This is a genomic window from Agromyces luteolus, from assembly GCF_009729855.1.
Lineage (GTDB): Bacteria > Actinomycetota > Actinomycetes > Actinomycetales > Microbacteriaceae > Agromyces > Agromyces luteolus.
The window spans coordinates 127182-152763 of sequence record NZ_WODA01000002.1 but is presented as its reverse complement, the minus strand read 5'-3'; the positions used below and the strand labels follow the sequence as shown (position 1 = coordinate 152763).

Sequence of the window (25582 nt, the reverse complement as noted above, 5' to 3'; positions counted from 1 at the left end):
GATGCCGCGTTCCGCGCGCCGCCTCGGTCGGCCCGCATCCGGCCGGCCGATGCCCCGTCTCGAACGGGTCGTACTGGAGTAGGATCGAGGTATGACCAAGCTCAGCGTGAGCCTTCCGCCCGCCGACATCGAGTTCATCGATGCGATCGCCGTGCAGTACGACGGCAACCGTTCCGCGGCGATCCACGATCTCGTCCGCCTCGGCCGAGAACTCGCCGCCGGTGACGCCTACGCCGAGGCGTTCGACGAGTGGGAGTCCTCCGGCGACGCGGCGGCCTGGGAGTCGACCGCGGCCGACGGACTCGCGAAGTGAGACGCGGCGACGTCATCGTGGTGGCGCTCGATCCCGCCCTGCCGGCGGAGGCGTCGAAGGCCCGCCCGTGTGTGCTGGTGAGCAACGACGGTGCGAACTCGACGGCGACCCGGCTCGGCCGGGGGGTCGTCACGGTCGTGCCGCTCACGTCGAACACGGCACGGGTCTTCGCTCCGTTCGAGTGCCTCGTCGACGGTGTCGACGATCTCGCCGCGATGGGCCTGCCCGCGCCGTCGAAGGTGCAGGCTGCGCAGGTGAGGTCCATCTCGGTCGCCCGTGTGCGTGGAACCATCGGGCGCTGCCCGGAATCCGTGCTCGGCCGGATCGACGACGCGCTCCGGTTCCACCTCTCGCTGTAGCCGGGCTGAGCGGCGCGCCGACGGCTCGCAGTGCGACCGCCGACGCGCCCCCCGCCCGAATCCGATCAGCGGGCGCGGCGCATCGCGCGGACGCCGAGCACGAGGCCGAGCGCGCACGTGATCGCCGCGGCGATGACGCCGCCGACGATCGACGGGTCGCCGAACCCGCCGGCGAGGAGCACGCGCTCCGCGTCGACCAGGTAGCTGAGCGGGTTCACGGCGGCGGCGACCTGCATCCAGGCCGGGCCCTCGTCGAGCGGGAGCAGCATGCCCGAGAGGATCATCAGCGGGAACAGCAGCGTCTGGTGCACCATCCAGAACATCCAGTCGCGATTGCGGCACGCGAGCGCGAGCGTGTAGCTGAGGGCGCCGAGGCCGACGCCGAACACCGCGAGCACGAGCAACCCGACGGCGAGTCCCGGCACGTCGAGCCGGAACCCGAACGGGACCGAGACGAGCACCACGAGCGTGCCCTGGATCACGAGCGGCACGACGTCCTTCAGGGCCCGCCCGACGAGCAGCGCGGCGCGCGAGAGCGGGGCGACGAGCGTGCGCTCGTGCGACCCGGTCTGCATCTCGAAGAGCAGGTTCGCGCCGGTCGACGCGGTGCCGAACAGGGCGACCATCACGAGGATGCCGGGGACGAACCACTGCAGGGTGCCCGCGGCATCCCCGCCCGATGCGCCGATGAGCAGCGGACCGAACAGGCCGAGGAAGACGAGCGGCTGCACGAGCGAGAAGACCACGCTGAACGGGTCGCGGACGAGGGGGCGCGACTCGCGCGCGAAGACGGCGACGGTGTCGTGCACGAAGCCGGTGGGGCGGGCGACGGATGCCGCGGGGGCGGCGAACTCCGTGGGGACGGGTGCGGAGGTGGTGACGGTGTTCATGGGTGCTCCTTGTGCGTCGGGGTGGTCTCGATACGGGCGCTTCGCGTCCTACTCGACCTGCGGATGGTGGTCTCGATACGGGCGCTTCGCGTCGTGCTCGACCTGCGGATGGTCAGGCGGCCGCCGCCGCGCCCTCCTCGCGCAGGCTCCGGCCCGTGAGCGCGAGGAACACGTCGTCCAGGGTCGGTGCGCGGTGCGTCGCGGCGACGACCTCGAGGCCGGCGGCGTCGAGGTCGCGGATCCAGCGGGGCAGCGCGACGTCGCCGTCGGGCGTCGCGACGGAGATGCTCGAGCCGTCGTGGTCGCCGCCGAGGCGTGCGGCGGCGGCCGCGGCATCCGTCGCAGACCCGAACTCGAGCGTCACGCGATCGCCGGCGAGGCGCTGCTTGAGCGCGGCGGCCGTGTCGTCGGCGATGACGCGGCCGTGGTCCATGACCATGACGCGCTCGGCGAGCTGGTCGGCCTCGTCGAGGTAGTGCGTGGTGAGGAAGATCGTCGTGCCGGTCGTGCGGCGCAGGTCGACGATGTGCTCCCAGAGGTTCGCGCGGCTGTGCGGGTCGAGCCCGGTCGACGGCTCGTCGAGGAACAGCAGCGAGGGCCGGTGGATGAGCCCGAGCGCGATGTCGACGCGCCGCTTCTGGCCGCCCGAGAGCGACTGCACCTGTCGATTCGCGACCTGGCCGAGTTCGAGCGAGTCGATGAGCTCGTCGGCGCGGGCCCGGGTCTCGCGCCGGCCCATGCCGGAGAACGCACCCTGCGCGTGCAGCTCGTCGCGCACGCGCTGCGTGTGCCCGCCGCTCGTGCCCTGCCCGACGTAGCCGATGCGGCTGCGCACCCCGGCGGGGTCGCGACGGATGTCGCATCCCGCGACGACCGCGTCGCCCGACGTGGGCGGAAGCAGCGTCGTGAGCATGCGGAGCGTGGTCGACTTCCCCGCGCCGTTCGGCCCGAGGAAGGCGACGAGCTCGCCGGGCGCGACCGAGAGGTCGAGGTCGGTGACGGCGTCGACGGTCCGCCCCTTCGCGCGGAACGTCTTCGTGAGGCGGCGCGCCGTGATCATCCGGTTCGTGTCGGTTTCGATGTCCATGCGGCCAGCCTGTCGACGCATCCGGTCAGGTTCCGTCCGGAATAGGAGGAGAATCGAGAGCATGGCCGCGACCACCTCCCGCACGCTCGACCTACTCTCGCTCCTGCAGAGCCACCGGCACTGGACCGCGCGCGAACTCGTCGACCGCCTCGGCGTCAGCGAGCGCACGCTGCGCCGCGACGTCGAGCGGCTGCGCGAGCTCGGCTACTCGATCGAGTCGACGCGCGGGGTCGCCGGCGGCTACCGGCTGGCCGCCGGCACCGGGCTGCCGCCGCTGCTCCTCACCGACGACGAGGGCGTCGCGATCGCCGTCGGCCTGCGGTCGCAGGCCGCGGCCGGGCTCCGCGGAGCCGAGCACACCACGTTCAGCGCGCTCGCGAAGATCGAGCAGGTGCTGCCGCCCGCCCTGCGCCGGCGCATCGGGGCGCTGCAGGCCGTCGCGGCCCCCGCCGGTGGGCCGGGCGCAGGACCCGGCACCGCGCCATCCGTCGACAGCGACCTGCTCGGCCTGCTCGCGCTCTGCTGTCGCGACGCCGAGCGCATCCGCATGAGCTACACGGATGCCACGGGCGCGGCGAGCACGCGGTCGGTCGAGCCGCACCGGCTCGTCCCGCTCGGGCGCCGCTGGTACCTCCTCGCGTGGGACCGCGACCGCGACGACTGGCGGACGTTCCGGCTCGACCGGATCGACGACGTCTTCCAGACGCGCGTGCGCTTCGCGCCGCATCCGCTCACCGACGACGAGGCGCTCGAGCGCGTGCAGCGCGCCGTGCGCTGGCGCGATCACGCCGTGCGCGCCGAGGTGCACGTGGCGATGCCGGTCGAGGAGTTCCGCGAGCGACTCGGGTGGTGGGCGCGCGACGCGGTCGCGGCGCCGGGTGGCGGCACGGTGTGGCCGGTCGAAGGGGAGTCGCTCGCGGGCGTCGCGGCGGCGCTGCTGTGGGTGCCGGCGGCGGTCGGATGCCGCGTCGACGGGCCGCCGGAACTGCTCGCGTACCTCGAGGCGCAGGCCGAGCGCTTCGCGGCGGCGGGTGGGTGAGGCGGAGCGCCTGGCGGGTGTCGGTGGGCGGGGGTCGAATGGGGGAATGGACATCGCCTTCATCGCCGGGTTCGGACCGATCGGCACGGTCGATGCCGCGTCGCACGACTTCTGGGCGGGCGCGCTCGGCATCCCGTTCCACGAGAACGCGCCGCGCTACTTCCACACCGAGGAGGTCGAGGGAGCGAAGGCGTTCGCCATCTGGCCGCTCGACCAGGCTGCCGAGGCGACCTTCGGCACGACCGAGTGGCCCGCCGACCGGCCCGTGCCGCAGGCGTGGATCGAGTTCGACGTCGCCTCGCCCGAGGCCGTCGCGCCCGCGGTGGAGGAGTTGCGCGCGAAGGGTTTGGAGATCCTCGTCGACGCGCACGAGGAGCCGTGGGGGCAGACGACCTCGCGGCTAATGAGCCCGGAGGGGCTGCTCGTCGGCGTCAGCCACACGCCGTGGATGCACGGCGGCGGCGCGGACTGACGGCCGCGCCCACCGGAGCCGCTCAGCTCGAGCGCTCGAGCGTGCCGATCGGCGATCCGTCCGACCCGAGCACGGTCATCGAGTCGTCCGCGACATCCGCTGCGCTCATGCCGGCGAGCCAGTCGTCGACGTCGTCGCACGCCTTCTTCGTGGACGCCACGTTCTCGAACTCGACCTGGTCGGCCTCGTTGACCGACCAGGTGCCGTTCAGCGTGTTGCAGCCGTCGCTGCCCGTGAAGTCGCCGCCGTCCTCCAGCGTGAGGAACGGCTCGCCCTGCGTCGACGAGTCGCCCCAGGTGCCGGCCGGATCGATGTCACCCCCGGTGTCCTCGCCGGCGACGCCGCTGCATCCGCTGAACGCGAGCGCGGCCGCCAGCACCCCCATGCCGATGACGAGTCTCTTCCCCCTGGTCATGGTCGCAGCGTAGCGGGGCCCGCATCCCGCCGCATGAGAATCCGGGCGATGGGGGGCGTGCGGGGTGCTGTCTGCTGGATCTTCATGCACGAGGCGGGCGGCGCGATTCCTCGTGCATGAGGATCCGGGTGTTGGGCGCGTGCGGGGCGCTGTGCCGCGGATTCTCATGCACGGGATTCGACCGGGCGCCAGGTCCGGTGAGGGGTGGGCGCGCCCGGGTGGGCAGGCGGACTCCCGTCAGTCGTGCGTCGGGGGCGGCTCGCTGCGGGCCGCGGCGCGGGCGAGCGCGTCGCGCGCGGCGACGACGGCGGGGCGACGGGCGGCGGCGCTGCGCGTCGAGGAGAACACCTCGCGGAACGGGTCGTCGGGCAGCGAGGCGAGCTGCACGCTCGGCGCCTCGCCGGCCCAGACGAGGTCGGGCAGGAGCCCGACGGCGTTGCCCGAGCGGATCAGGCGGATGTGCGCCATGAGGTCGGCGGTCTCGAAGCGCACGTCGGGCTCGAAGCCCGCGCGGCGGCAGAGCTGCTCGGCCCACTCGCGGGAGGCCGTGCCGCGCGGCTCCATGACCCAGGGCATCTCGGATGCCGCGGCGAGTCCGTCGTCGGCGACCGACCGGAGCAGCTCGGTGGGCGCGTCCTTCGGGAGGGCGGCCGCGACCGGGTCGGGTCGGCGCAGCCCCCGACGGCGGGCGGCGGGATGCGGCGGCAGCGCGAGCCGGATGGCGTCGCGCGCGAGCGGCACCCGGTCGAGCTCGGGGTGCAGCGGCCGCGTGTAGCCGGGGTACTGCTCGGCCACGACCAGGTCGAAGTCGCGCGCCGCGACGTCGAACAGGGCGAGCTCGGGCTCGCGCTCGGTCACCTCGACCCTGAGCGACGGATGCTCGGCGGCGAGCAGCGTGAGCGCCTGCGGGACGACGGCGTGCGCGGCGGACTGGAACACGGCGATGCGCACCGTGCCGCTGACGGTCGTGAGCGAGCGCGCGACATCCGCCTCGGCCTCTTCGAGCCGTTCGAGCACGGCCTGCGCGTGGCCGACGAGCAGCTCGGCCTGGGGCGTGAGCTGCACGCGCCGGCCGACCTGGACGAGCAGCGGCACGCCGGCCTCCCTCTCGAGCTGGCTGAGCTGCTGCGAGACCGACGACGGGCTGTACGAGAGCGCCTCCGCGACGGCCGTGAGCGTGCCGCGCTGGCTGAGCTCGACGAGGAGGCGCAGGCGACGGACGTCGAGCATGCGTGCACCTCCTCTCCGCGGCATCCGCCTCGCATCGAGCGCCGAACCGGCGCGGCGGGACCGCCCGAACCGAACGTTCGGGAAACATGAACAGTATGCATCGGATTCATTCGCTGTACCGAACGGAATCCGAGGCGCACACTGGAGGTGCCGGGCGTGCACCATCCCGTGCGCCCTCCGAGACCTAAGGACACCGCAGTCGTGACCACTTCGAAGCTCCTCACGGACGTCGTTCCCGACACCGACCACGTCATCGCACTCGTCGAGCGCTGGCTCGCCGACAGCGCGAACCATCCCGTCGACCCGGCCGCGCAGCGCCTCGCGGGCGTGCTCAAGGACGAGCACGGCCTCGCCTTCACGGTCGGCTTCGTCGACGGCGTCATGCGCCCCGAGGACCTCAGGGTCGCCGGCCGCAACCTCGCCGAGGTCGCGAAGCTCACGCCGAGGTTCCTGCCCGCCTACCTCAAGGCCGCGATCCGCCTCGGCGGCGCGATGGCGCCCACGTTCCCCTGGCTCGTCATCCCGATCGCGCGCCGCGTGCTGCGTGCGATGGTCGGCCACCTCGTGCTCGACGCGACGCCCGCCAAGCTCGGCCCCGCGATCGCGAAGCTCCGCGAGTCCGGAAACCGCCTGAACCTCAACCTCCTCGGCGAGGCCGTGCTCGGCGAGCACGAGGCCGACCGGCGCCTGAAGGGCACCTACGACTTCCTCGCGCGCGACGACGTCGACTACGTCTCGATCAAGGTCTCGAGCGTCGTCAGCCAGCTGTCGATGTGGTCGTTCGACGAGGCCGTCGAGAAGGTCGTCGCCAAGCTCACGCCGCTGTACGAGCTGGCCGCGAAGGGCGCCGCGCAGGGCCGGGCGAAGTTCATCAACCTCGACATGGAGGAGTACCGCGACCTCGACCTCACGATCGCGGTCTTCAAGCGCCTCCTCGACCAGCCGCAGCTGCAGGGCCTCGAGGCCGGCATCGTGCTGCAGACGTACCTGCCCGACGCGCTCGGGGCGATGCAGGACCTCACCGAGTGGGCGCAGGTCCGCCGCGCCGCGGGCGGCGCCCCGATCAAGGTGCGCGTCGTCAAGGGCGCGAACCTCGCGATGGAGCACGTCGACGCGCACGTCCACGACTGGCCGATCGCGACGTACTCGACCAAGCAGGACTCCGACACCAACTACAAGCGCGTGCTGCACTGGTCGATGACGCCCGACCGCATCGACGCCGTGAAGCTCGGCATCGCCGGCCACAACCTCTTCGACGTCGCGCACGCGTTCCTCACCGCGAAGGAGCGCGGCGTCGAGCACGGCGTCGAGTTCGAGATGCTGCTCGGCATGGCGACCGGGCAGGCCGAGGCCGTGCGCGGCGACGTCGGCCGCCTGCTGCTCTACACGCCCGTCGTGAACCCGAGCGAGTTCGACGTCGCGATCGCGTACCTGATCCGCCGCCTCGAGGAGAACGCGAGCCAGGACAACTTCATGTCGGCCGTGTTCGAGCTGAACGAGGACCGCGCCCTCTTCGAGCGCGAGCGCGACCGCTACCTGCGCTCGCTCGCCGCGCTCGACGGAGAGGACCCCGAGGGCCCGGCGCCGGCGCCGAACCGCACCCAGAACCGCCGCACCGAGTGGGACGAGAAGGATGCCGCCGAGCTCGCCGGCACCGTCGTCGGCGCGCCCGCGCCGGGCGAGGAGCACGAGGGCTCGCTGACGAGCGTCGTCCTCGGCATCACCCGCGGGTCCGGCCTGGACGGCGAGCTGACGGATGCCGCGGCCCTCGCCGCAGCCGAGCTCACCGGCCCCGGCGTCACCCCCGGGTTCCGCAACGAGCCCGACACCGACCCCGCGCTCGCCGCGAACCGCGACTGGGGTCGCCGCATTCTCGAGCGCGTGCCGACCTCGACGCTCGGCATCGACACCCTGCAGGCGAACCGCATCGAGACCGCCGACGAGCTCGAGCAGCTCATGACCGCGGTCACCGAGCGCGCCGCCGCGTGGGCCGCGCTGCCCGGCGACGAGCGTGCAGCGCTCCTCCACCGCGCGGGCCTCGCGCTGGCCGCGAACCGCGACCGCCTCATCGAGGTCATGGCCGCCGAGACCGGCAAGACCATCGCCGAGGCCGACCCCGAGATCTCCGAGGCGATCGACTTCGCGCACTACTACGCCGAGCGCGCCCGCGAGCTCGACCACGTGCAGGGCGCCCGCTTCGTGCCCTCGAAGCTCACGGTCGTCACCCCGCCGTGGAACTTCCCCGTCGCGATCCCCGCGGGCGGCGTGCTCGCCGCGCTCGCCGCGGGCTCGGGCGTGATCATCAAGCCCGCGAAGCTCTCGCAGCGCTCGGGCGCGATCATGGTCGAGGCGCTGTGGGAGGCCGGCATCCCGAAGGACCTGCTCGCCCTCGTCGACCTCGGCTCGCGCGAGCTCGGCACCAAGCTCGTCTCCGACGAGAAGGTCGACCGCGTCATCCTCACCGGCGCCTACGAGACGGCAGAGCTCTTCCGTTCGTTCCGGAAGGACCTGCCGCTCCTCGCCGAGACCAGCGGCAAGAACGCGATCATCGTGACGCCGTCGGCCGACCTCGACCTCGCGGCATCCGACGTCGTCAAGAGCGCCTTCGGCCACGCGGGCCAGAAGTGCTCGGCCGCGTCGCTCGTGATCCTCGTCGGATCGGTCGCGAAGTCGGAGCGGTTCCGCCGCCAGCTGGTGGATGCCGCGACGAGCCTCCGCGTCGGCTGGCCCGAGCACCCGCAGAGCCAGATGGGCCCGATCGTCGAGCCGGCGAACGGCAAGCTGCTGCATGCGCTCACGACGCTCGGCGCCGACGAGGACTGGCTCGTCGAGCCGCGTCAGCTCGACGGCACCGGTCGGCTCTGGTCGCCCGGCATCCGCGCGAACGTGAAGCCCGGGTCGTACTTCCACCTCACCGAGTTCTTCGGCCCGGTGCTCGGCATCATGCACGCCAAGGACCTCGACGAGGCCATCCGCTTCCAGAACGCCGTCGACTTCGGACTGACCGCGGGCCTGCACTCGCTCGACTCCGACGAGCTCGCGACCTGGCTCGCGAACGTCGAGGCCGGCAACCTCTACGTCAACCGCGGCATCACCGGAGCGATCGTGCAGCGCCAGCCGTTCGGCGGCTGGAAGCGCTCGTCGGTCGGCGCCGGAGCCAAGGCCGGCGGTCCGAACTACCTGTTCGGCCTCGGCGACTGGGCGCCCGACCACTCCGAGCCCAGCCGATCGCTGCACCTGCGCGGCCTCGAGCAGCGCGTGACCGACCTCATCGAGGCGTCGCAGTCCTCGCTCGAGTACGAGGCGTACGAGGTGCTCCGCCGCTCCGCGCTCTCCGACGCGGTCGCCTGGGCCGACGAGTACGCCACGGTGAAGGACGTCTCGGGCCTCGGCGTCGAGCGGAACCTGTTCCGGTACCTCCCGCTCCCCGTCACGATCCGCGTGAGCGAGGACGCCACCCTCGCCGACGGCCTCCGTGTCATCGCCGCGGGCCTGCTCGCGAAGTCGCCGCTGTCGATCTCGACCTCGCACGAACTGCCGAAGGGCGTCCGCGCGCTCCTGGCCTCCCGCGACGTCCGAGTGGTCCGCGAGGGCGACGCCGGCTGGATCGCCCGCGCCGGGAAGGGCGAGGTCACCGGTCGCGTGCGCCTCGTCGGCGGCTCGGCCACGGCGCTCGCCGAGGCGACGGGCGGCACGCCCGACCTCGCGGTGTGGTCGCACCCGGTGACCCCGTCGGGTCGCGTCGAGCTCCTGCCGTTCCTGCACGAGCAGGCGATCTCGATCACGAACCACCGGTTCGGCAACCCGACGACGATCTCCGACGGAGTCATCTAGGCCGAACGGATGCCACGGGGGCGGTCGCGCGAGCGGCCGCCCCCGTCGCCGTGCCCCGGCGTGCCGCGGGTCTCGCCCGGGCGTGCTCGGCAGGCCCGTGGCATCCGCCGCCCTCGACCTTGTGCGGGCCCGGGCCCTGCGCTAGACACGGAGCAGGTCGGGACGCCGCGACCTGAACGATCCGCACGGGGGCGGATCGGACCGGGGAGGGGGCCCTGATGGCATCGACGGCCGAGACGCGCGCGACGTCGAAGCTCAGCCTGCCCGCGCTCACCGCGATGGTCGTCGGTTCGATGGTCGGCGCGGGCGTCTTCCAGCTCCCGGCGCGCTTCGCGAGCCAGACCGGGGTCTACGGCGCACTCATCGCCTGGGCGATCGCCGGGCTCGGCATGCTGACGCTGGCGCTCGTGTTCCAGACGCTCGCATTGCGCAAGCCGAAGCTCGACAACGGCGTCTACGTCTACGCGAGGGCCGGGTTCGGGGTCTACCCCGGCTTCCTCTCCGCCGTGGGCTACTGGGCGTCGGCGTGCGCGGGCAACGCCTTCTACTGGGTCCTCATCATGACGACGCTCTCGCAGCTCTTCCCCGAGCTGCGACCGGTGCTCGGCGAGGGCGACACCTGGCCGTCGTTCTTCATCTCGGTCGCCGCCGTGTGGGGCGTCTACCTGCTCATCCGGCAGGGCGTGCGCGAGGCCGCCGCGATCAACTTCATCGTCACGATCGCGAAGCTCGTGCCGCTCGCGCTCTTCCTCGTGCTCGTGGTCTTCTTCTTCGACTGGGACGTCTTCGTCGGCAACCTCTCGGGTGACGCCGGACCGGCGGGAGACGAGGCCCTGTTCGCGCAGGTGCAGGGCACGATGCTCATCACCGTGTTCGTGTTCCTCGGCATCGAGGGTGCGAGCGTGTACTCGCGCTACGCGAAGAAGCGCGCCGACGTGGGGCGGGCGACCGTGCTCGGCTTCCTCTCCGTGCTCGCGCTGTTCGCCTCGGTGTCGATCCTGTCGTACGGGATCCTGCCCCAGGCCGAGATCGCGGCGCTGCCGCAGCCGTCGGCCGGCGGCGTGCTCGAGGCAGCAGTCGGCCCGTGGGGCGGCGCGTTCATCCGCGTGGGGCTCATCATCTCGGTGCTGGGCGCCTATCTCGCGTGGCAGCTCCTCGCGGCCGACGTCGTCTTCGCGGCCGCGAAGGACAAGGACCTGCCGCGGTACTTCGCTCGGCTGAACGCCCGCGAGGTGCCCGAGCACGCCGTGCTGTGGACCTCCATCCTGGTCACCGTCATCCTCTTCCTCGTCCAGTTCGTGAACGACGCGCTCGACTTCACGCTCGACCTCACGGCCGCGCTGTCGCTCGCGCCGTACGCGCTGGCGAGCGCGTACGCCGTGAAGATCGCCGTGCAACGCGACGGCTATGCGGATGCCGCGCCGGCGCGTCGCACGCGCGAGCTCGTGATCGCCGCGATCTCGACGGCGTACACGCTGTTCCTGATCTGGGCGGCCGGCTACGTCTTCCTGTTCCTGGCGTGCATCCTGCTCGCCCCGGCGACCGCGCTCTACGTCGTCGCCCGTCGGCAGCAGCAGGCCCGGGTGTTCACGCCCGCCGGGCTCGTCGTCTTCATCGTCATCGTGGCGTTCGCCGTGATCGGCGTCGTCCTGCTCGTCACCGGGGTCGTCCAGCTCTGACCGTCCTCGCGCCGCGGCGCAGAAGGGAGCACGCCATGTCGGACCAGTCGTACGGGGTCCATTCCGAGGTCGGCCGGCTGAGGAAGGTGCTCGTGTGCCGACCCGGCCTCGGCCATGAACGGCTGACGCCGAGCAACAGCGATGCCCTGCTGTTCGACGACGTGCTCTGGGTGCAGAACGCCCAGCGCGACCACGCCGACTTCGTGCAGCACATGCGGGACCGCGGCGTCGACGTGGTCGAACTCCACGACCTGCTCGCCGAGACGCTGGCCGTGCCGGGCGCTCGCGACTGGCTGCTCGACCGAAAGATCGTCGCGAACGAGGTCGGTGCCGGGCTGGTCGCCGACACGCGCGCCTTCCTCGACTCGCTCGACCACGCGACGCTCACCGAGTACCTCATCGGCGGCCTCTCGACGCGCGACCTGCCGGCCGAGTTCCGGGCGCCCGAGGTCGCGCTCGTGCGCGAATCGGCCGGCATGACCGAGTACCTCATGCCTCCGCTGCCCAACACGATCTACACGCGCGACACGACCTGCTGGATCTACGGCGGGCTGACGCTGAACCCGCTCTACTGGCCGGCCCGTCACGCCGAGACCATGCTGATGAAGGCGATCTACGACTTCCACCCGGACTACACGGGCAGCACGGTCTGGTGGGGCGACCCCGAAGAGGACCAGCGCCAGGCGACGCTCGAGGGCGGCGACGTCATGCCGGTCGGCAACGGCGTCGTGCTCATCGGCATGAGCGAGCGGACGTCGCGGCAGGCGATCACGGCCGTCGCCGCGCGCCTCTTCGAGCAGGGCGCCGCGAACCGGGTCGTCGTCGCCGGCATGCCGAAGCTGCGCGCGGCCATGCACCTCGACACGGTCTTCACGTTCGCCGACCGCGACCTCGTGACGTACTACCCCGACATCGTCGACGGCATCCATACGTTCTCGCTGCGTCCCGACGGCGACGGCGGCATCGAGGTGACCGAGGAGCGGGCCTCGTTCATCGAGGTCGTCGCCGAGTCGCTCGGGCTGCCCAGGCTGCGGGCGGTCGAGCCGGGCGGCGGATGGTACGCCGGGGAGCGCCAGCAGTGGGACAGCGGCAACAACGCGGTCGCCGTCGAGCCCGGCGTGGTCTTCACCTACGACCGCAACACCTACACGAACGCGCTGCTGCGCGACGCCGGCGTCGAGGTCATCGAGATCGTGGGCGCCGAACTCGGCCGCGGCCGCGGCGGCGGGCACTGCATGACCTGCCCGATCTCGCGCGACGCCGTGGACTACTGACCATGGCCGTGCACGCACCCATCGTGACGTTGACCATGAACCCCGCGCTCGACGTGTCGAGCACCGCGGACCGGGTCGTCCCCGAGCACAAGCTGCGATGCGGGCCCAGCCGGTTCGACCCGGGCGGCGGCGGCGTCAACGTGAGCCGCGCCATCCGGAACCTCGGCGGCAGCTCGATCGCTGTCTACCCGCTCGGCGGGCCGACGGGGCAGGCGTACCGCGGGTTCATCGAGGAGGCCGGGCTCGTCACCCGCGTGATCACGATCGCGGGCAACACCCGCGAGAGCTTCACCGTCGACGAGCTGTCGACCGGCGACCAGTTCCGGTTCGTGCTGCAGGGGCCGACGATGCGCGAGCCCGAGTGGCGCGCGTGCCTCTCGGTCATCGCCGACGAACTGCCCGTCGGCGGATTCCTCGTCGCGAGCGGCAGCCTGCCGCCGGGCGTGCCCGACGACTTCTACGCGATGCTCGCGTCGATCTCCGCCGATCACGACGTGCGCCTGGTGGTGGATGCCTCGGGGCGGGCGCTGCGCCGCGCGCTCGAGGCGGGCGTGTTCCTCATCAAGCCGAGCCGCGACGAGCTCGCCGAACTCGTCGGCGCCGACGGCGAGCTCGACGAGGCCGAGCTGGTCGAGGCGGCGGGCGTGCTCGTGGCCTCGGGCCGCGCCGAGGTCGTCGCTCTGACGCTCGGCGGACGCGGCGCGGTGCTCGTGACGCCCGACGAGGTGCTGCGGCTGCCCACGCCGCGGGTCCGGGTGGCGAGCGCGGTCGGAGCGGGCGACGCCTTCCTCGGCGCGCTCGTGCTCCGGCTCGCGCAGGGTCGCACGATCGGCGAGGCGTTCCGCACGGCGGTCGCCGCGGGCAGCGCGACGGCGATGCAGCCCGCGACCGAGTTGTGCCGCCCCGAGGACGTGGCGCGGCTCGAGGCCGACCTCGCCGTCGCGTGAGCCGCGGCATCCGTCGCGCCGACCCACCGCGCGCGTGAGTTCGCAGGATGACGGGCGTCGTACCCGGCCTGGCGGCGCCATGGCGCGGATGGTCCTGCGAACTCGGTCCGGCTGTGCCGGACCGGCGCGCCGGTACGCAGGATGAGACGCGCGATGCCCCGCCTCGGGGAACCATGGACCGGCTGGTCCTGCGAACTCGGGTCCGGGTCTCGATACGCGCGCTTCGCGTGCTACTCGACCACCGGGGGTGCGTCAGATGCGGCCGCGATTGCGGCGACGGATGTCGCGGGGCGCGCGCCCGCCGACGAAGGAGCGCCCCGCATCGACGAGGAACCCGTTGCGCAGGGCCTCGCGCCCGATCAGCATGCGGAAGCCCATCTCGTCGCGATTGGTGAGCGTGACCTCGGCCGTCACCGGGTGGTCGTGCAGCACGATCTCCATGAGCACGACGAGCCGCTCCTGCGTGTGCCCGGTCGAGCTGCGGATGACGCGGCGGTCGTGGACGGGAAGCTCGACGGTCGCGGCATCCGCGTCGGTGTCCTGCCAGGGGTGGATGCCGAAGCGGACCCAGTCGGCGCCGTCGCGCTGGAACTCCTCGACGTCGAACGCGTGCAGCGCCGACGATCGCGCGCCCGTGTCGAGCTTGGCCTTCAGCCACCCCACGTCGGCCTGCGGGAGGCGCACCCATTCGCGCCATCCGGCGATGGTGTTTGAATGGTTCGGCACATCCGTCACCCGATCATCTTCGCAGGGACTCCCGAATGAAACTCGCGATCCTGTCGCGCGCGCCGCAGGCGTACTCGACCCAGCGTCTCCGTGCTGCAGCGCAGCAGCGCGGACACGAGGTCAAGGTCCTCAACACCCTCCGCTTCGGCATCGACCTCTCCGGCGCCGAGCCCGACCTGCAGTACCGCGGTCGACCGCTGTCGGACTACGACGCGATCCTGCCGCGCATCGGCAACTCGATCACCTACTTCGGAACCGCGGTGGTGCGGCAGTTCGAGCAGATGGACGTCTACACGCCGAACACCGCGAACGGCATCACGAACGCGCGCGACAAGCTGCGCGCGAACCAGATCCTCTCCCGCCACAACATCGCGCTGCCCGCGACGACGTTCGTGCGCAACCGCGCCGACCTGCGGCCCGCGATCGAGTCGGTCGGCGGCGCGCCCGTCGTGATCAAGCTGCTCGAGGGCACGCAGGGCATCGGCGTGATCCTCGCCCCGACCGTCAAGGTCGCCGAGGCGATCATCGAGACCCTCCACTCGACGAAGCAGAACGTGCTGATCCAGAAGTTCATCGCCGAGAGCCGCGGGCGCGACATCCGTGCCCTCGTCGTCGGCGACCGCGTCGTCGCGGCCATGCGGCGCGTCGCGAGCGGCGACGAGTTCCGCTCGAACGTGCACCGCGGCGGCAGCGTGGAACGTGTCGAGCTCACGCCCGAGTACGAGCAGGCCGCGGTGCGCTCGGCGCAGATCATGGGCCTCAAGGTCGCGGGCGTCGACATGCTCGAGGGCAACGAGGGTCCCCTCGTGATGGAGGTCAACTCGTCGCCGGGCCTGCAGGGCATCGAGACGGCGACCAACCTGGATGTCGCGGGCGCGATCATCGACTACATCGGCAACCAGGTCGCCTTCCCCGAGATCGACGTGCGGCAGCGGCTCACCGTCTCGACCGGCTACGGCGTCGCCGAGCTCGTCGTGCACGGCGCGGCCGACCTCGTGGGCAAGTCGCTCGGCGAGTCCGGGCTCTGGGAGCGAGACATCACGGTGCTCACGCTGCACCGCGGGGCCACGGTGATCCCCAACCCGCGCAAGGGCGTCGTGCTCGAGGCCGAGGACCGCCTGCTCTGCTTCGGCAAGCTCGAGGAGATGCGCTCGATGATCCCCGAGCGCCGTCGCCGGCGCCAGAAGGTGCGGCGGCTGCCCAAGGAGCCGATCCCGGCGCCGCAGGAGGCTGCCGCGAGCTGAGCCGCGCGGTCCGCCCCCTGGCCCCCGCCGAACGCGGACGGTTTCTGGGGTGGAGTACCGTGCGGAGCCGCACTCCACCGCAGAAATCGTGCGTGAACGCGGGACGAGCGCGGTCGAGCGCGGGCGAGCGCGGGCGGGCGCGGGCTCAGCGGCGGGCGCGCAGCGCGCGTGCGACGGCGGCCTCGGCGGCATCCGTCGTCGCGCCGAGGCGCTCGACCGTGTCGACGAAGGCGGATGCCGCGGCCTGCAGCGCCTGCTCGACCGGATCGCCGGCGGCGCTGACGAACGTGCCGGCGCGACCGCGACCCTCGACGACGCCGTCGGCCTCGAGCTCCTTGTAGGCGCGCGCGACCGTGTTCGCCGCGAGCCCGAGCTCCTCGGCGAGGCCGCGGACGGTCGGCAGCTTCGAGCCCGCGGCGAGGCGGCCGTCGCGCACGGCGTCGACCACCTGCATGCGGAGCTGTTCGTACGGGGGAGTGTGCGCGTCGTCGTCGACGGTGAATCGCATGAGGGCTCCGGTGATCGGGTCTCGGGTGGTCGCGGGCGAGGGCGGGTGCGGTCAGTCCCGGTTGCGGTTGACGAGGCGCGACAGCACGATGGCGCTCCTCGTGTGGTCGACGTTCGGGGCGATGCGCACGCGCTCGAGCGCCTCCTCGAGCGAGGTGATGTCGCGCGCGCGCATGTGCACGATCGCGTCGGCGCTGCCGGTCACGGTGCCCGCGTAGACCACCTCGGGCACGCCCTGCAGGATGCGCTGCAGCTCGTCGGGCGCGACGGTGCCGCGGCAGAACAGCTCGACGTAGGCCTCGGTGCTCATGCCGTCGACGGCCGGGTCGACCTGGATGGTGAACGCCTTGATGACGCCGTCGGCGACGAGCTTGTCGACGCGTCGCTTGACCGCGGACGCGGAGAGCCCGACGGACGACCCGATGTCGCCGTACCCGGCCCGCGCGTTCTGTCTGAGCAGGTCGAGGATCGCCCGGTCGAGGTTGTCCATGCGCCGAGTGTACGGCGGTCCGTTGCGTCGCGATACGGCCCGACGCCGCTTTCGTGCGCGGTGTTGTGGTTTCGTGATGGCGCCCGTGCGCGACGCGCGGAGGCGGCATCCGTTCGCTCGTGGCGCAGCCCGCGGGAAGCGGTCGCCGGCCGACGTATCGTGAGGCCATGACCCCGAACACCGCTCCCGTGCGCCTCGGCGTGCAGCTGCAGCCGCAGCACGCGACCTACACGCAGATCCGCGACGCCGTGCTCCGCATGGAGGACCTCGGCGTGGACGTCGTCATGAACTGGGACCACTTCTTCCCGCTCTCGGGCGACCCCGACGGCCTCCACTTCGAGGCGTGGACCATGCTCGGCGCCTGGGCCGAGCAGACCGAACGCGTCGAGTTCGGCTCGCTGGTGAACTGCAACTCCTACCGCAACGCCGACCTCCAGGCCGACATGGCCCGAACCCTCGACCACATGAGCGCGAAGGGCGGCGACGTCGGCCGCTTCATCTTCGGCACCGGTTCGGGCTGGTTCCAGCGCGACTACGACGAGTACGGCTACGAGTTCGGCACGGTCGGCTCGCGGCTCGACGACCTCGCCGAGGCGCTGCCGCGCGTGAAGGCGCGCTGGGCGAAGCTGAACCCGGCGCCGACGCGCGACATCCCGATCATGATCGGCGGCAAGGGCGAGCAGAAGACGCTGCGCCTGGTCGCCGAGCACGCCGACATCTGGCACTCGTTCGTGCGGCCCGACGAGCTCGGCCACAAGGTCGACGTGCTGAAGCGCTGGGGCGAGAAGGTCGGGCGGGATGTCTCGGGCATCACGATCTCGAATGAGCTCCCGCGCCGCAGCCTCGACGACGCGTACGCCGACGCGCTGCACGACGCGGGCGTCCGGCTCTTCACGCTCGGCATCTCCGGCCCGCACTACGACGACGCGGCCGTGAAGCATTGGCTCGCCTGGCGCGATCGCCGCAACGAGGAGGCTGGGGTGCGCGCGGCCTGAGCCGGGCGGCGCCCGGCGCGAACGCCGAGCCGCTGACGCGGCTCGTGGGTCATTCCGCGCCGCTCGAGACCGCGACCGTGCCGTCGGCGCTGAGCCAGGCGCTGTACAGGCCGAGGCCCGGCACCGAGGATCGCATGCCGAGCCCCTCTCCGCCCGGGAACATCCCGTCCGACGTGCACGCGCCCATGCCCTGGGTCGCGTCGATGCGCACGGCGAGGCACATGTCTCCCGCAGCCGTCAGCGCGACGTGGACCGTCGATCCTCCCGCGTCGGTCACGAGGAGGCGGGAGCCGTCCGGCGCCATGCCCAGATGTCCGAACAGGTTCGGGTCCATGTCCAGGTCCTGCGCCGTCGGCTCGCGATCGAAGATGCGGAAGGCGGCCGTCTCCTCGACGGGGATCGCGGCGCCGGCGCCGGGTACGCCTGCGGGGGCGGGGGCGACCTCCGGTTCGTCGAGTGGGAACACGAGGGACGAGTCGGGGATGCCGGGGATGGACTCCGCTCCTGCGAAGTTCGCGCCGGTCGCCCACCCGGCGGCGAAGCCGATCGCGAGGGCGATGCCCGCGGCGACTCCGGCGACCCGCATCACCGTGGATGGCCCGATCGTCGCCGGGGGCGGTCCGGATCCTTCCGTGAGGACCGGCGCGAGCAACTCCTCGAACTCTGCGCGGGCGTCGTCGTCCATGGCGTCGGCGACCGTGCGTTCGTCGGCCGAGCCGGCAGGACCCGCGACCGCCTTCGCGGCACCGGCTCCGACCATCCCACGTCTGATCTCCTCGAGCTGAGCGGCAGCCACGGCGCGCTCGGCGTCGTCGGTCCCAGCCCCGTACGCGAGGCGTTGCAGTTCGGCGATGCGGTCGCCCTCGGACATCCGGGTCTCCTCGCTCGACCGGTGCAGGGCGATCGGGCTGCGCTCAGGATGGCGCACCGCGACCGCCCGCGCAAGAACTCGAACGAGGAGATGCCGAACGCACCGCTCGAGGACGCGAGCGGTGGTTTCGGCATCCTCTCGATGCGGGTGAGGCGGGTGAGGCGGGTGATGCGGGCGGCGCGGCCGAGTCAGCCCGGGCGGCGACCCGCGCGAGTGCGCGGCCCGCGCGGGATTCCTGCGCCCGTGCGGGCCGCCACGACGCGCGAAGCGCGCGGATGCGGCATCCGCCACGCTCGGATCGTTGCGCGAAGCCGCCCAACGCGCAGGAATCGTGTGCGGGAAGCCGAGAAGTCGCGGGCCGCGAGGCCCACACTGGAGGTGGCGTCCCGACGGCGGTGCCATCCGAACACCGCCGCCGGGGCTCGAAAGAGCGACCTGGTCCGCCGACACCCCACCGGCCGAGCCGGCGGCGTACCGCCGCGCCCGGCCACGGAACCCATTCGAGGAGTGAGATGTCGACCGTGATCGAGACCCAGACGACCCCGACCACCGCCGCGCCGGAGCGCACCGCGTCGAAGAAGACCGTGCTGATGTGCCGCCCCGAGCACTTCACGGTCGTGTACCAGATCAACCCGTGGATGGATCCGGCCAAGCCGACCGACACCGCGCTCGCCGTCGCGCAGTGGCAGACGCTGCACGACACGTACGTCGGCCTCGGCTTCGACGTGCACCTGATCGACCCCGTCGAGGGCCTGCCCGACATGGTCTACGCGGCCAACGGCGGCACCGTGATCGACGGCATCGCGTACGGCGCGAAGTTCACGCACGCGCAGCGCGCGGCCGAGGGGCCGGCGTACATGGACTGGTTCCGCCGGGCCGGCTTCGACGTGCGCGAACCGGCCGAGACGAACGAGGGCGAGGGCGACTTCCTGCTCGTCGGCGACGTGGTCCTCGCGGGCACGGGCTTCCGCAGCGACGGCTCGAGCCACGACGAGCTCGCCCGCATCACCGGCCGCGAGGTCGTCACGCTGACGCTCGTGAACCCGAGCTTCTACCACCTCGACACCGCGATCGCCGTGCTCGACTCCCGCCCCGGCCAGGAGCACATCGCCTACCTGCCGAGCGCGTTCGACGGTCCCTCGCTCGAGATCCTGCGCGAGCGCTACCCCGACGCGATCCTCGTCTCCGAGGAGGATGCCGCGGTGCTGGGCCTCAACTCCTACAGCGACGGGCGCAACGTCGTGATCGCCGCGCGCGCGACCGGATTCGAGCGCCAGCTGCGCGAGGCCGGCTACCGGCCGATCGGCGTCGACCTGTCCGAGCTGCTGCTCGGCGGCGGCGGCGTGAAGTGCTGCACGCTCGAACTGCGGCGCTGATCCGGCTACGATTCCGCAGAACCCCACCCGCACGACCCACCCCCGAGGGATCGACGATGGCACCTGCGAACACCGAACAGAACCCTGCCGCGAAGGCGCTCAGCGCCGCGAAGCAGCTCGCCGCCCGAGCCGGGCAGGCCACGCGCGAGCGACTCCGCACGCTCCGCCGCACGGACACGACGACGACGGATGCCGCGGCCCCCGCGAGCACGGACTCGACCGCGTCGCCGGCCGCGGCATCCGAGCCGTCCGCGGCATCCGCTGAGGCCCCGACCGGCAGTGCGGCGCCCGCGCCTGCGGCGCCCGCGCCTGCGTCGCCCGCGCCCGCGACACCGGGCGACGCGACGCCCGCGCCCGCGAAGCCGGCGGCCACGAGGAAGCCCGCGACCAAGCCCGGTGCGAAGCCCGCGGCGAAGCCGGGCGCGAAGCCCGCGACGTCCGACCTCGCTTCCCGCACGGTCCCCGAGCTGCGCGCGCTGGCGAAGGAGCGCGGCGTCACCGGGTACTCGCGCATGACGAAGCCGCAGCTGCTCGAGGCGCTCGCGGGCTGACCTCCGCGGCGGCCCGCGGCCCGGGCCCGACCTACGACGCCACGAACGTCAGCAGCGCGGCGTTGACCTCCTCGGCGTGCGTCCACAGCATGCCGTGCGGCGCGCCCTCGATCTCGACGTACTCGGCCGACGGCAGCATCGGGTGGAAGCGCCGCGCGGTCGCGTCGATCGGGAGGATCCGGTCGGCGGTGCCGTGCACGATCAGCGCGGGCACGTCGATGCGTTCGATGTCGGCGCGGAAGTCCGTCAGCCACGTGTCGACGCACGCCGACGCGGCGTACCATCCCGCGCCCGTTGCCGTCGCCCAGCTGCCGCGCACCGCGGCCTTCGAGATCCGGGAGCCAAGGTTCTCGTCGAGGTTGTAGAAGTTCTCGAAGAAGCCGTCGAACCACGCGAAGCGGTCGGCCTCGGCCTGCGCCTTCAACCCGTCGAAGTCCGGCGCGGCGCCGTCGGGATTGTCCTCGGTCTGCCGCAGGTACGGTTCGAGCGAGCCGAGGAACACGGCCTTCGCGATGCGATCGCTGCCGTAGGCGCCGAGGTAGCGGCCGACCTCACCGGTGCCCATCGAGAAGCCGACGAGCGTGACATCCGTCAGGTCGAGCGCATCGAGCAGCGCCTTCAGGTCGGCGGCGAACGTGTCGTAGTCGTATCCCGTCGCGGGCTTCGACGACCCGCCGAAGCCGCGCCGGTCGTACGCGACCACGCGGTACCCCGCGCTGAGCAGCACTCGCGACTGCTTCTCCCACGACGCCCCGTCGAGCGGGTAGCCGTGGATGAGCACGACGGGCCGGCCCTCTCCGTGGTCCTCGTAGTGGAGCTCGATCGGTGCGGAATTCTCGGTTCCGACGGTGATGTACGGCATGTTCGGTGTCCCCCTGCGGTCGTCCCTGCGGTCGTCTGCCTCGGCAAAGTCCAGCACCCGCCCGTGGGCGGGACAAGGCCCCCACGACGGATGCCGCGACCCCTGACCGCTCCCGGCCGACGGGTGTAGTGTGCTGGGCCATGCGAGACGACGATCGTCCGATGGGGGAGAGCGACGAGTCGGCGGCGGGGGCGGGGGCGAGCGCCGGGGTGACGGCGCCGGCGACGCAGGTCGGCCACCGCGACGAGCGCGCGGACCGCGGCTTCTTCGGCCAGCCGCGCGCGCTGGCGCACATCTTCGGCGTGGAGATGTGGGAGCGGTTCAGCTTCTACGGCATGCAGTCGATCCTGCTGCTCTATCTGTACTTCTCGGCCTCCGAGGGCGGCCTCGGCATGGAGCAGAGTGCGGCGGCGGGCATCGTCGGCGCGTACGGCGGCGCCGTGTACCTGTCCACGATCCTCGGCGCCTGGATCGCCGACCGCCTGCTCGGAAGCGAGCGCGTGCTGTTCACCTCGGCGATCGTGATCATGGCCGGGCACATCGCGCTCGCGCTGCTGCCGGGGTTCCTCGGCGTGGGCGTCGGCCTGGTGCTGGTCGCCTTCGGCTCGGGCGGGCTCAAGGCCAACGCCACGAGCGTCGTGGGCACGCTCTACTCGCGCGAGGACCCGCGGCGGGATGCCGGCTTCGCCCTGTTCTACCTCGGCATCAACCTCGGCGCCTTCCTCGGCCCCCTCATCACCGGGCTCCTGCAGTCGACCGTCGGGTTCCACTGGGGCTTCGGTGCGGCGGCGGTCGGGATGGCCATCGGGCTCATCCAGTACTCGTTCGGTCGGAAGGGGCTGCCGCCCGAGGCATCCGTCGTGCCCAACCCGCTGCCGCGCGAGCGGCGGGGACTCGTCGTCGGCATCGCCATCGCGGCGGTGATCCTCGTCGCGGCGCTCGTGCTGACGCGCCTGGTGACCGCGGAGAACCTCGTGACCTGGGTGATCGGCGGCACGGTCGTCGCGGCGGTCGCGTACTTCATCGTGATCCTGACGAGCCATGCGGTCAGTGCGGTCGAGCGCAGCCGCGTGCTCGGCTTCATCCCGCTGTTCATCGCGAGCGTGGCGTTCTGGTCGCTGTACCAGCAGCAGTTCACGGTGCTGACGATCTACTCCGACGAGCAGCTGGATCGCAACCTCTTCGGCTGGGAGATGCCGATCTCGTGGGTGCAGTCGATCAATCCGGTCTTCATCATCCTGCTGTCGGGCGTCTTCGCCGCGATCTGGACGAAGCTCGGCGACCGGCAGCCGTCGACGCCGGTGAAGTTCGCGCTCGGCACGACCGTGATGGGCGTCGCGTTCCTGCTGTTCCTGCCGTTCGCGGGCGGAGGGGCGAACTCGACGCCGCTGCTCGCGATCGTCGGCATACTCTTCGTGTTCACGGTCGCCGAGCTGCTGCTCTCGCCGGTCGGGCTGTCGGTGGCGACGAAGCTCGCGCCCGAGAAGTTCCACACGCAGATGGTGGCGTTGTTCTTCCTGTCGGTCGCGCTGGGCACGGCGATCGCCGGCCAGTTGGCGGAGTTCTACTCGGCGGTGCCCGAGGCGGTCTACTTCGGAGTGCTCGGCGCGATCGCGATCGTGCTCGGCGGGGCGCTCGCGCTGGCGACCCGCCCGGTGCTGCGGCTCATGCAGGGGGTGCGCTGACCGGTTCGCGGCCGGTCACCGCGGCCGGGTACGATGCCCTGACATGTCGTCGCGTGCTGAGGAGGAGCCGGTGAGCGGACCTCTCGTCGTGATCCCCACGTACGACGAGCGCGAGAACCTGCCGGGGATCGTCGCGCGGGTGCGCGCCGCGGTGCCCACCGCGTCGGTGCTCGTCGTCGACGACGGCTCGCCCGACGGGACCGGAGAGCTCGCCGACGAGATGGCCGCGGCGGACGCCTCGCTGCACGTGCTGCACCGGCGCGAGAAGCAGGGGCTCGGCGCCGCGTACCTCGCCGCGTTCGAGTGGGCGCTCGATCGCGGGTTCGACCCGATCGTGCAGCTCGACGCCGACGGGTCGCACCTGCCCGAGCAGCTGCCGACGCTGCTCGACGCGCTCGAGACGACGGATGCCGCGGGGCGCGCGCCGGACGTCGTCGTCGGGTCGCGCTGGGTGCCGGGCGGTTCGGCCGTGAACTGGCCGCGACGGCGGGTCTGGCTCTCGAAGACCGGAAGCACCTACTCGCGGTGGATGCTCGGACTGCCGGTGAAGGATGCGACGGCCGGGTACCGGGTCTATCGCGCCGACGCGCTGCGCGCGCTGGACCTCGACGACGTGCACACCAAGGGCTACGGCTTCCAGGTCGATATGACGTGGCATGCGGTGATGGCCGGGCTCCGGGTCGTCGAGGCACCGGTCACCTTCGTCGAGCGGGAGCGGGGGCGTTCGAAGATGAGCGCGGCGATCGTGTTCGAGGCGATGGCGCGGGTGACGGCCTGGGGCGTCGCGCGCCGGTTCCGACCGACGCGTCAGGCGACGGCGGAGGCCAACCAGGACCGCAGGCCGTCGCGCGCCTGACCGCGGGCGCCCGCGAGGCCGAGGTCGTCGTCGGATCTCCCCGCCACGAGGCGCGGGATCGAGTCGAGCACGCCGCCGCCGAGGTTCGGTCGGTTGTCGCGGAACGCCGCGTCGATGTCGTCGGCGAGGGGTGCCCACCATCCGCCGACGACGACCACGTCGGGGTCGATCGTCGGAACGGCGACCTGCAGCGCTCGCCCGATCCAGAGTGCGGCGTCGAGCCACGCCCAGCGGGCGCGATCCTCGGAGGCGGCGATCCGCTCGACGAGCTCGGCGATCGCCGCCCTGCGGCCGTAGGTGAGCTCGAAGTCCTCGAGTTCGGCCCTGGCGAGCACGACGGCGGGTGCGGCGACCGTGGCGAGGCATCCGCGCTGGCCGCATTCGCACTTCACGCCGTTCGGGACGATCGGGAGGTGGCCGAACGTCGCCGCGAGCCCGTGCGCACCCGAGTAGGGCTCGCCCCGCACCACGATCGCCGCGGAGACCTGCGCGTCGCCGGAGATGTGCAGCACGATGTCCTCGGGCCGTCCGTCGGCGGCGCTCGCGGCCCGCGCGGAGGCGGACGTGCGGACGGCCGGCGGCGCGACGAGGTCGTGCTCGATGCCGGCGAGACGCTCGGACCGCGCGCGCAGCGCGCCGGTGATGTCGAGCGGGTCGAGTCCGAGCGTCGCGTCGCCGAGCACGAGCGCGGGTTCGCCGACGACGGCGCCCTGCACGACGAGCGTGACCTCGGCGATCCGCCGCCCTTCGCGCTCGGCCTGGGCGATCGCGCGGTCGACGACCACGGCGAGTGCGTCGAGCGGCGCGGCGCTCGGCGGCCGCGGGTCGTCGTCGGCGAGCGCGACGGGCTCGTCGTAGCGGGCGACCTCGGTGCCGTCGAGTTCGGCGAGCGCGGCGACGGCGTCGTCCGCGGCGACCCCCGCGGTGAGCAGCAGTCGGTCGGCGATGGCCAGGCGCAGTCGGCCGTGGCGCCCGTCGCGCCCGGTGTCGGGCTCGAGGAGCAGGCCCCCGTCGACCATGCGGGCGACGAGCCCGGAGACGGCGGTGCGGCCGAGGCCGATCGCGCCCGCGAGTTCGGCGCGCGTGGCGCTGCCGTGAGCGAACAGGTGATCGACGATCCGCGCGGCGTGGTCGGCGCGTGTTGCCGGGTTCGCCGCGGTGCTCTCAGACGGAAGGTGGGCTGCGGTGGCGCCGGGCTGCGTCATGGCGCCAGCATGACGGGTCGGCGCCGCGCGCGAGAAGTGCCCCGTTCGGGGGGTGGCGGGCGCCGGGCGGCGACCGACGAGGCGGGCGGTTCGTGGGACGCTGGAGCCATGCGCAGGTTGACCTTCGGGATGAACGTGAGCGTGGACGGCTACGTCGCCGCGCCCGGCGACGACCTCGGCTGGAGCGTGCCGAGCGACGAGCTGTTCCAGTGGTGGTCCGACCGGGTGGGTGCGACGAGCCTGGCGCTGTACGGGCGTCGACTGTGGGAGGCGATGAGCTCGCACTGGCCGACCGCCGACCGGCAGCCGGATGCCACGCCGGCGTCGATCGAGTACGCCCGTCGCTGGCGGGACATGCCGAAGGTCGTGTTCTCCTCGACGATCACCACGGTCGACTGGAACGCGCGCCTGGTCACGGGCGACGCCGTCGCCGAGATCACGCGGCTCAAGGCCGGCGACGGCGGCCCCATGGACATCGCCGGTGCCACCCTCGCCGCAGCGGCCATGAAGGCCGGGCTGATCGACGAGTACGTGGTCGTCACCCATCCGGTCCTGGTGGGCGGCGGCATGCCGTTCTTCACGGCGTTGGACGACTGGGTGAACCTGACCCTGCTGGAGACCCGGACGTTCCCCGACGGCGTGATCCTGACCAGGTACGAGACGAGGCGCTGAGCG

General features: G+C 72.4%; 25 protein-coding genes. 15 read left to right on the top strand and 10 right to left on the bottom strand.

Annotated elements, in window-relative coordinates:
• Window positions 1–91: 91 nt before the first annotated feature.
• On the top strand, window positions 92–313 hold the full coding sequence (locus GLX25_RS00865) for a ribbon-helix-helix domain-containing protein (RefSeq protein WP_155840330.1): 222 nt from the start codon (window positions 92–94) through the stop codon (window positions 311–313).
• Complete coding sequence (locus GLX25_RS00860; RefSeq protein ID WP_166548295.1) at window positions 310–672, top strand: type II toxin-antitoxin system PemK/MazF family toxin; 363 nt, start codon at window positions 310–312, stop codon at window positions 670–672. Before GLX25_RS00865 ends, GLX25_RS00860 begins: the two co-directional genes overlap by 4 nt.
• Before the next feature lie 65 nt (window positions 673–737).
• Here GLX25_RS00860 and GLX25_RS00855 read toward each other — a convergent pair whose 3' ends face one another.
• The gene (locus tag GLX25_RS00855) at window positions 738–1562 is read right to left on the bottom strand and encodes an ABC transporter permease (RefSeq protein WP_155840329.1); all 825 of its coding nucleotides are present in this window, start codon (window positions 1560–1562) and stop codon (window positions 738–740) included.
• Between the two features lie 112 nt (window positions 1563–1674).
• The gene (locus GLX25_RS00850) at window positions 1675–2649 is read right to left on the bottom strand and encodes an ATP-binding cassette domain-containing protein (protein WP_420837632.1); all 975 of its coding nucleotides are present in this window, start codon (window positions 2647–2649) and stop codon (window positions 1675–1677) included.
• Window positions 2650–2710: 61 nt separating this feature from the next.
• On the opposite strand from GLX25_RS00850, the gene GLX25_RS00845 reads away from it, so the two are divergent.
• Together GLX25_RS00845 and GLX25_RS00840 are read left to right on the top strand one after the other, a co-directional pair.
• Window positions 2711–3688, top strand: a complete 978-nt coding sequence (locus GLX25_RS00845; RefSeq protein ID WP_155840328.1) for a helix-turn-helix transcriptional regulator — start codon at window positions 2711–2713, stop codon at window positions 3686–3688.
• Window positions 3689–3734: 46 nt separating this feature from the next.
• Entirely contained in the window at window positions 3735–4160 is a 426-nt protein-coding gene (locus tag GLX25_RS00840; RefSeq protein WP_155840327.1) for a VOC family protein, read from the top strand.
• Between the two features lie 22 nt (window positions 4161–4182).
• Here GLX25_RS00840 and GLX25_RS00835 read toward each other — a convergent pair whose 3' ends face one another.
• Together GLX25_RS00835 and GLX25_RS00830 are read right to left on the bottom strand one after the other, a co-directional pair.
• A complete protein-coding gene (locus tag GLX25_RS00835; protein WP_166548294.1) occupies window positions 4183–4575 on the bottom strand; it encodes an META domain-containing protein in 393 nt (130 codons plus the stop codon).
• A gap of 237 nt (window positions 4576–4812) precedes the next feature.
• On the bottom strand, window positions 4813–5805 hold the full coding sequence (locus GLX25_RS00830) for a LysR family transcriptional regulator (protein WP_155840325.1): 993 nt from the start codon (window positions 5803–5805) through the stop codon (window positions 4813–4815).
• A gap of 201 nt (window positions 5806–6006) precedes the next feature.
• On the opposite strand from GLX25_RS00830, the gene GLX25_RS00825 reads away from it, so the two are divergent.
• The 4 genes from GLX25_RS00825 (at window position 6007) to GLX25_RS00810 (ending at window position 13539) form a co-directional block, all read left to right on the top strand.
• Window positions 6007–9639, top strand: coding sequence for a bifunctional proline dehydrogenase/L-glutamate gamma-semialdehyde dehydrogenase (locus tag GLX25_RS00825; RefSeq protein ID WP_166548293.1), 3633 nt, complete (start codon window positions 6007–6009; stop codon window positions 9637–9639).
• Between the two features lie 218 nt (window positions 9640–9857).
• Complete coding sequence (locus GLX25_RS00820) at window positions 9858–11318, top strand: basic amino acid/polyamine antiporter (protein WP_155840323.1); 1461 nt, start codon at window positions 9858–9860, stop codon at window positions 11316–11318.
• A gap of 35 nt (window positions 11319–11353) precedes the next feature.
• Complete coding sequence (locus GLX25_RS00815; protein ID WP_155840322.1) at window positions 11354–12592, top strand: arginine deiminase; 1239 nt, start codon at window positions 11354–11356, stop codon at window positions 12590–12592.
• 2 nt (window positions 12593–12594) lie between these two features.
• On the top strand, window positions 12595–13539 hold the full coding sequence (locus GLX25_RS00810; protein WP_155840321.1) for a 1-phosphofructokinase family hexose kinase: 945 nt from the start codon (window positions 12595–12597) through the stop codon (window positions 13537–13539).
• A 252-nt stretch (window positions 13540–13791) separates the two neighbouring features.
• Here GLX25_RS00810 and GLX25_RS00805 read toward each other — a convergent pair whose 3' ends face one another.
• A complete protein-coding gene (locus tag GLX25_RS00805) occupies window positions 13792–14274 on the bottom strand; it encodes an ATP-dependent zinc protease family protein (protein ID WP_271192323.1) in 483 nt (160 codons plus the stop codon).
• A 26-nt stretch (window positions 14275–14300) separates the two neighbouring features.
• Between GLX25_RS00805 and rimK the strand changes: the two genes are divergently transcribed.
• Window positions 14301–15509 (top strand): 30S ribosomal protein S6--L-glutamate ligase, encoded by a 1209-nt coding sequence (gene rimK / locus GLX25_RS00800; protein WP_155840319.1) that lies wholly within the window; start codon window positions 14301–14303, stop codon window positions 15507–15509.
• Between the two features lie 145 nt (window positions 15510–15654).
• On the opposite strand, the gene GLX25_RS00795 is transcribed toward rimK, so the two are convergent.
• Window positions 15655–16017, bottom strand: coding sequence for a GntR family transcriptional regulator (locus GLX25_RS00795; protein WP_155840318.1), 363 nt, complete (start codon window positions 16015–16017; stop codon window positions 15655–15657).
• A 51-nt stretch (window positions 16018–16068) separates the two neighbouring features.
• Window positions 16069–16506: an Lrp/AsnC family transcriptional regulator gene (locus tag GLX25_RS00790; protein WP_155840317.1), complete on the bottom strand. Its 438-nt coding sequence runs from the start codon at window positions 16504–16506 to the stop codon at window positions 16069–16071.
• A gap of 167 nt (window positions 16507–16673) precedes the next feature.
• Here GLX25_RS00790 and GLX25_RS00785 point away from each other — a divergent pair, with 167 nt between their 5' ends.
• A complete protein-coding gene (locus GLX25_RS00785) occupies window positions 16674–17501 on the top strand; it encodes an LLM class F420-dependent oxidoreductase (RefSeq protein ID WP_155840316.1) in 828 nt (275 codons plus the stop codon).
• 49 nt (window positions 17502–17550) lie between these two features.
• Here GLX25_RS00785 and GLX25_RS00780 read toward each other — a convergent pair whose 3' ends face one another.
• Complete coding sequence (locus GLX25_RS00780; protein ID WP_155840315.1) at window positions 17551–18372, bottom strand: hypothetical protein; 822 nt, start codon at window positions 18370–18372, stop codon at window positions 17551–17553.
• A 512-nt stretch (window positions 18373–18884) separates the two neighbouring features.
• Here GLX25_RS00780 and ddaH point away from each other — a divergent pair.
• Both ddaH and GLX25_RS00770 read left to right on the top strand, forming a co-directional pair.
• A complete protein-coding gene (ddaH, locus tag GLX25_RS00775; RefSeq protein WP_155840314.1) occupies window positions 18885–19748 on the top strand; it encodes a dimethylargininase in 864 nt (287 codons plus the stop codon).
• A 56-nt stretch (window positions 19749–19804) separates the two neighbouring features.
• Window positions 19805–20299 carry a Rho termination factor N-terminal domain-containing protein gene (locus tag GLX25_RS00770; protein ID WP_155840313.1) on the top strand — a complete coding sequence of 165 codons (495 nt, stop codon included), beginning with the start codon at window positions 19805–19807 and terminating at the stop codon, window positions 20297–20299.
• Between the two features lie 31 nt (window positions 20300–20330).
• Here GLX25_RS00770 and GLX25_RS00765 read toward each other — a convergent pair whose 3' ends face one another.
• Window positions 20331–21161, bottom strand: coding sequence for an alpha/beta fold hydrolase (locus tag GLX25_RS00765; protein ID WP_155840312.1), 831 nt, complete (start codon window positions 21159–21161; stop codon window positions 20331–20333).
• Between the two features lie 161 nt (window positions 21162–21322).
• Between GLX25_RS00765 and GLX25_RS00760 the strand changes: the two genes are divergently transcribed.
• Window positions 21323–22846 (top strand): peptide MFS transporter, encoded by a 1524-nt coding sequence (locus tag GLX25_RS00760; protein WP_155840311.1) that lies wholly within the window; start codon window positions 21323–21325, stop codon window positions 22844–22846.
• 43 nt (window positions 22847–22889) lie between these two features.
• Entirely contained in the window at window positions 22890–23702 is an 813-nt protein-coding gene (locus tag GLX25_RS00755) for a polyprenol monophosphomannose synthase (protein ID WP_155840310.1), read from the top strand.
• Here the strand turns inward: GLX25_RS00755 and GLX25_RS00750 are convergent.
• Window positions 23654–24907, bottom strand: a complete 1254-nt coding sequence (locus GLX25_RS00750; protein ID WP_155840309.1) for an ROK family transcriptional regulator — start codon at window positions 24905–24907, stop codon at window positions 23654–23656. The two genes, GLX25_RS00755 and GLX25_RS00750, sit on opposite strands and share 49 nt — an antisense overlap.
• Before the next feature lie 108 nt (window positions 24908–25015).
• On the opposite strand from GLX25_RS00750, the gene GLX25_RS00745 reads away from it, so the two are divergent.
• On the top strand, window positions 25016–25579 hold the full coding sequence (locus GLX25_RS00745; RefSeq protein WP_155840308.1) for a dihydrofolate reductase family protein: 564 nt from the start codon (window positions 25016–25018) through the stop codon (window positions 25577–25579).
• Window positions 25580–25582: the final 3 nt, after the last annotated feature.

Coding starts and splice junctions, on each gene's coding strand:
- GLX25_RS00865 (WP_155840330.1), top strand. CDS start 92: ATGACCAAGCTCAGCGTGAGCCTTCCGCCCGCCGACATCGAGTTCATC.
- GLX25_RS00855 (WP_155840329.1), bottom strand. CDS start 1,562: ATGAACACCGTCACCACCTCCGCACCCGTCCCCACGGAGTTCGCCGCC.
- GLX25_RS00850 (WP_420837632.1), bottom strand. CDS start 2,649: ATGGACATCGAAACCGACACGAACCGGATGATCACGGCGCGCCGCCTC.
- GLX25_RS00845 (WP_155840328.1), top strand. CDS start 2,711: ATGGCCGCGACCACCTCCCGCACGCTCGACCTACTCTCGCTCCTGCAG.
- GLX25_RS00840 (WP_155840327.1), top strand. CDS start 3,735: ATGGACATCGCCTTCATCGCCGGGTTCGGACCGATCGGCACGGTCGAT.
- GLX25_RS00835 (WP_166548294.1), bottom strand. CDS start 4,575: ATGACCAGGGGGAAGAGACTCGTCATCGGCATGGGGGTGCTGGCGGCC.
- GLX25_RS00830 (WP_155840325.1), bottom strand. CDS start 5,805: ATGCTCGACGTCCGTCGCCTGCGCCTCCTCGTCGAGCTCAGCCAGCGC.
- GLX25_RS00820 (WP_155840323.1), top strand. CDS start 9,858: ATGGCATCGACGGCCGAGACGCGCGCGACGTCGAAGCTCAGCCTGCCC.
- GLX25_RS00815 (WP_155840322.1), top strand. CDS start 11,354: ATGTCGGACCAGTCGTACGGGGTCCATTCCGAGGTCGGCCGGCTGAGG.
- GLX25_RS00810 (WP_155840321.1), top strand. CDS start 12,595: ATGGCCGTGCACGCACCCATCGTGACGTTGACCATGAACCCCGCGCTC.
- rimK (WP_155840319.1), top strand. CDS start 14,301: ATGAAACTCGCGATCCTGTCGCGCGCGCCGCAGGCGTACTCGACCCAG.
- GLX25_RS00795 (WP_155840318.1), bottom strand. CDS start 16,017: ATGCGATTCACCGTCGACGACGACGCGCACACTCCCCCGTACGAACAG.
- GLX25_RS00790 (WP_155840317.1), bottom strand. CDS start 16,506: ATGGACAACCTCGACCGGGCGATCCTCGACCTGCTCAGACAGAACGCG.
- GLX25_RS00785 (WP_155840316.1), top strand. CDS start 16,674: ATGACCCCGAACACCGCTCCCGTGCGCCTCGGCGTGCAGCTGCAGCCG.
- GLX25_RS00780 (WP_155840315.1), bottom strand. CDS start 18,372: ATGTCCGAGGGCGACCGCATCGCCGAACTGCAACGCCTCGCGTACGGG.
- ddaH (WP_155840314.1), top strand. CDS start 18,885: ATGTCGACCGTGATCGAGACCCAGACGACCCCGACCACCGCCGCGCCG.
- GLX25_RS00770 (WP_155840313.1), top strand. CDS start 19,805: ATGGCACCTGCGAACACCGAACAGAACCCTGCCGCGAAGGCGCTCAGC.
- GLX25_RS00765 (WP_155840312.1), bottom strand. CDS start 21,161: ATGCCGTACATCACCGTCGGAACCGAGAATTCCGCACCGATCGAGCTC.
- GLX25_RS00760 (WP_155840311.1), top strand. CDS start 21,323: ATGGGGGAGAGCGACGAGTCGGCGGCGGGGGCGGGGGCGAGCGCCGGG.
- GLX25_RS00755 (WP_155840310.1), top strand. CDS start 22,890: ATGTCGTCGCGTGCTGAGGAGGAGCCGGTGAGCGGACCTCTCGTCGTG.
- GLX25_RS00750 (WP_155840309.1), bottom strand. CDS start 24,907: ATGACGCAGCCCGGCGCCACCGCAGCCCACCTTCCGTCTGAGAGCACC.
- GLX25_RS00745 (WP_155840308.1), top strand. CDS start 25,016: ATGCGCAGGTTGACCTTCGGGATGAACGTGAGCGTGGACGGCTACGTC.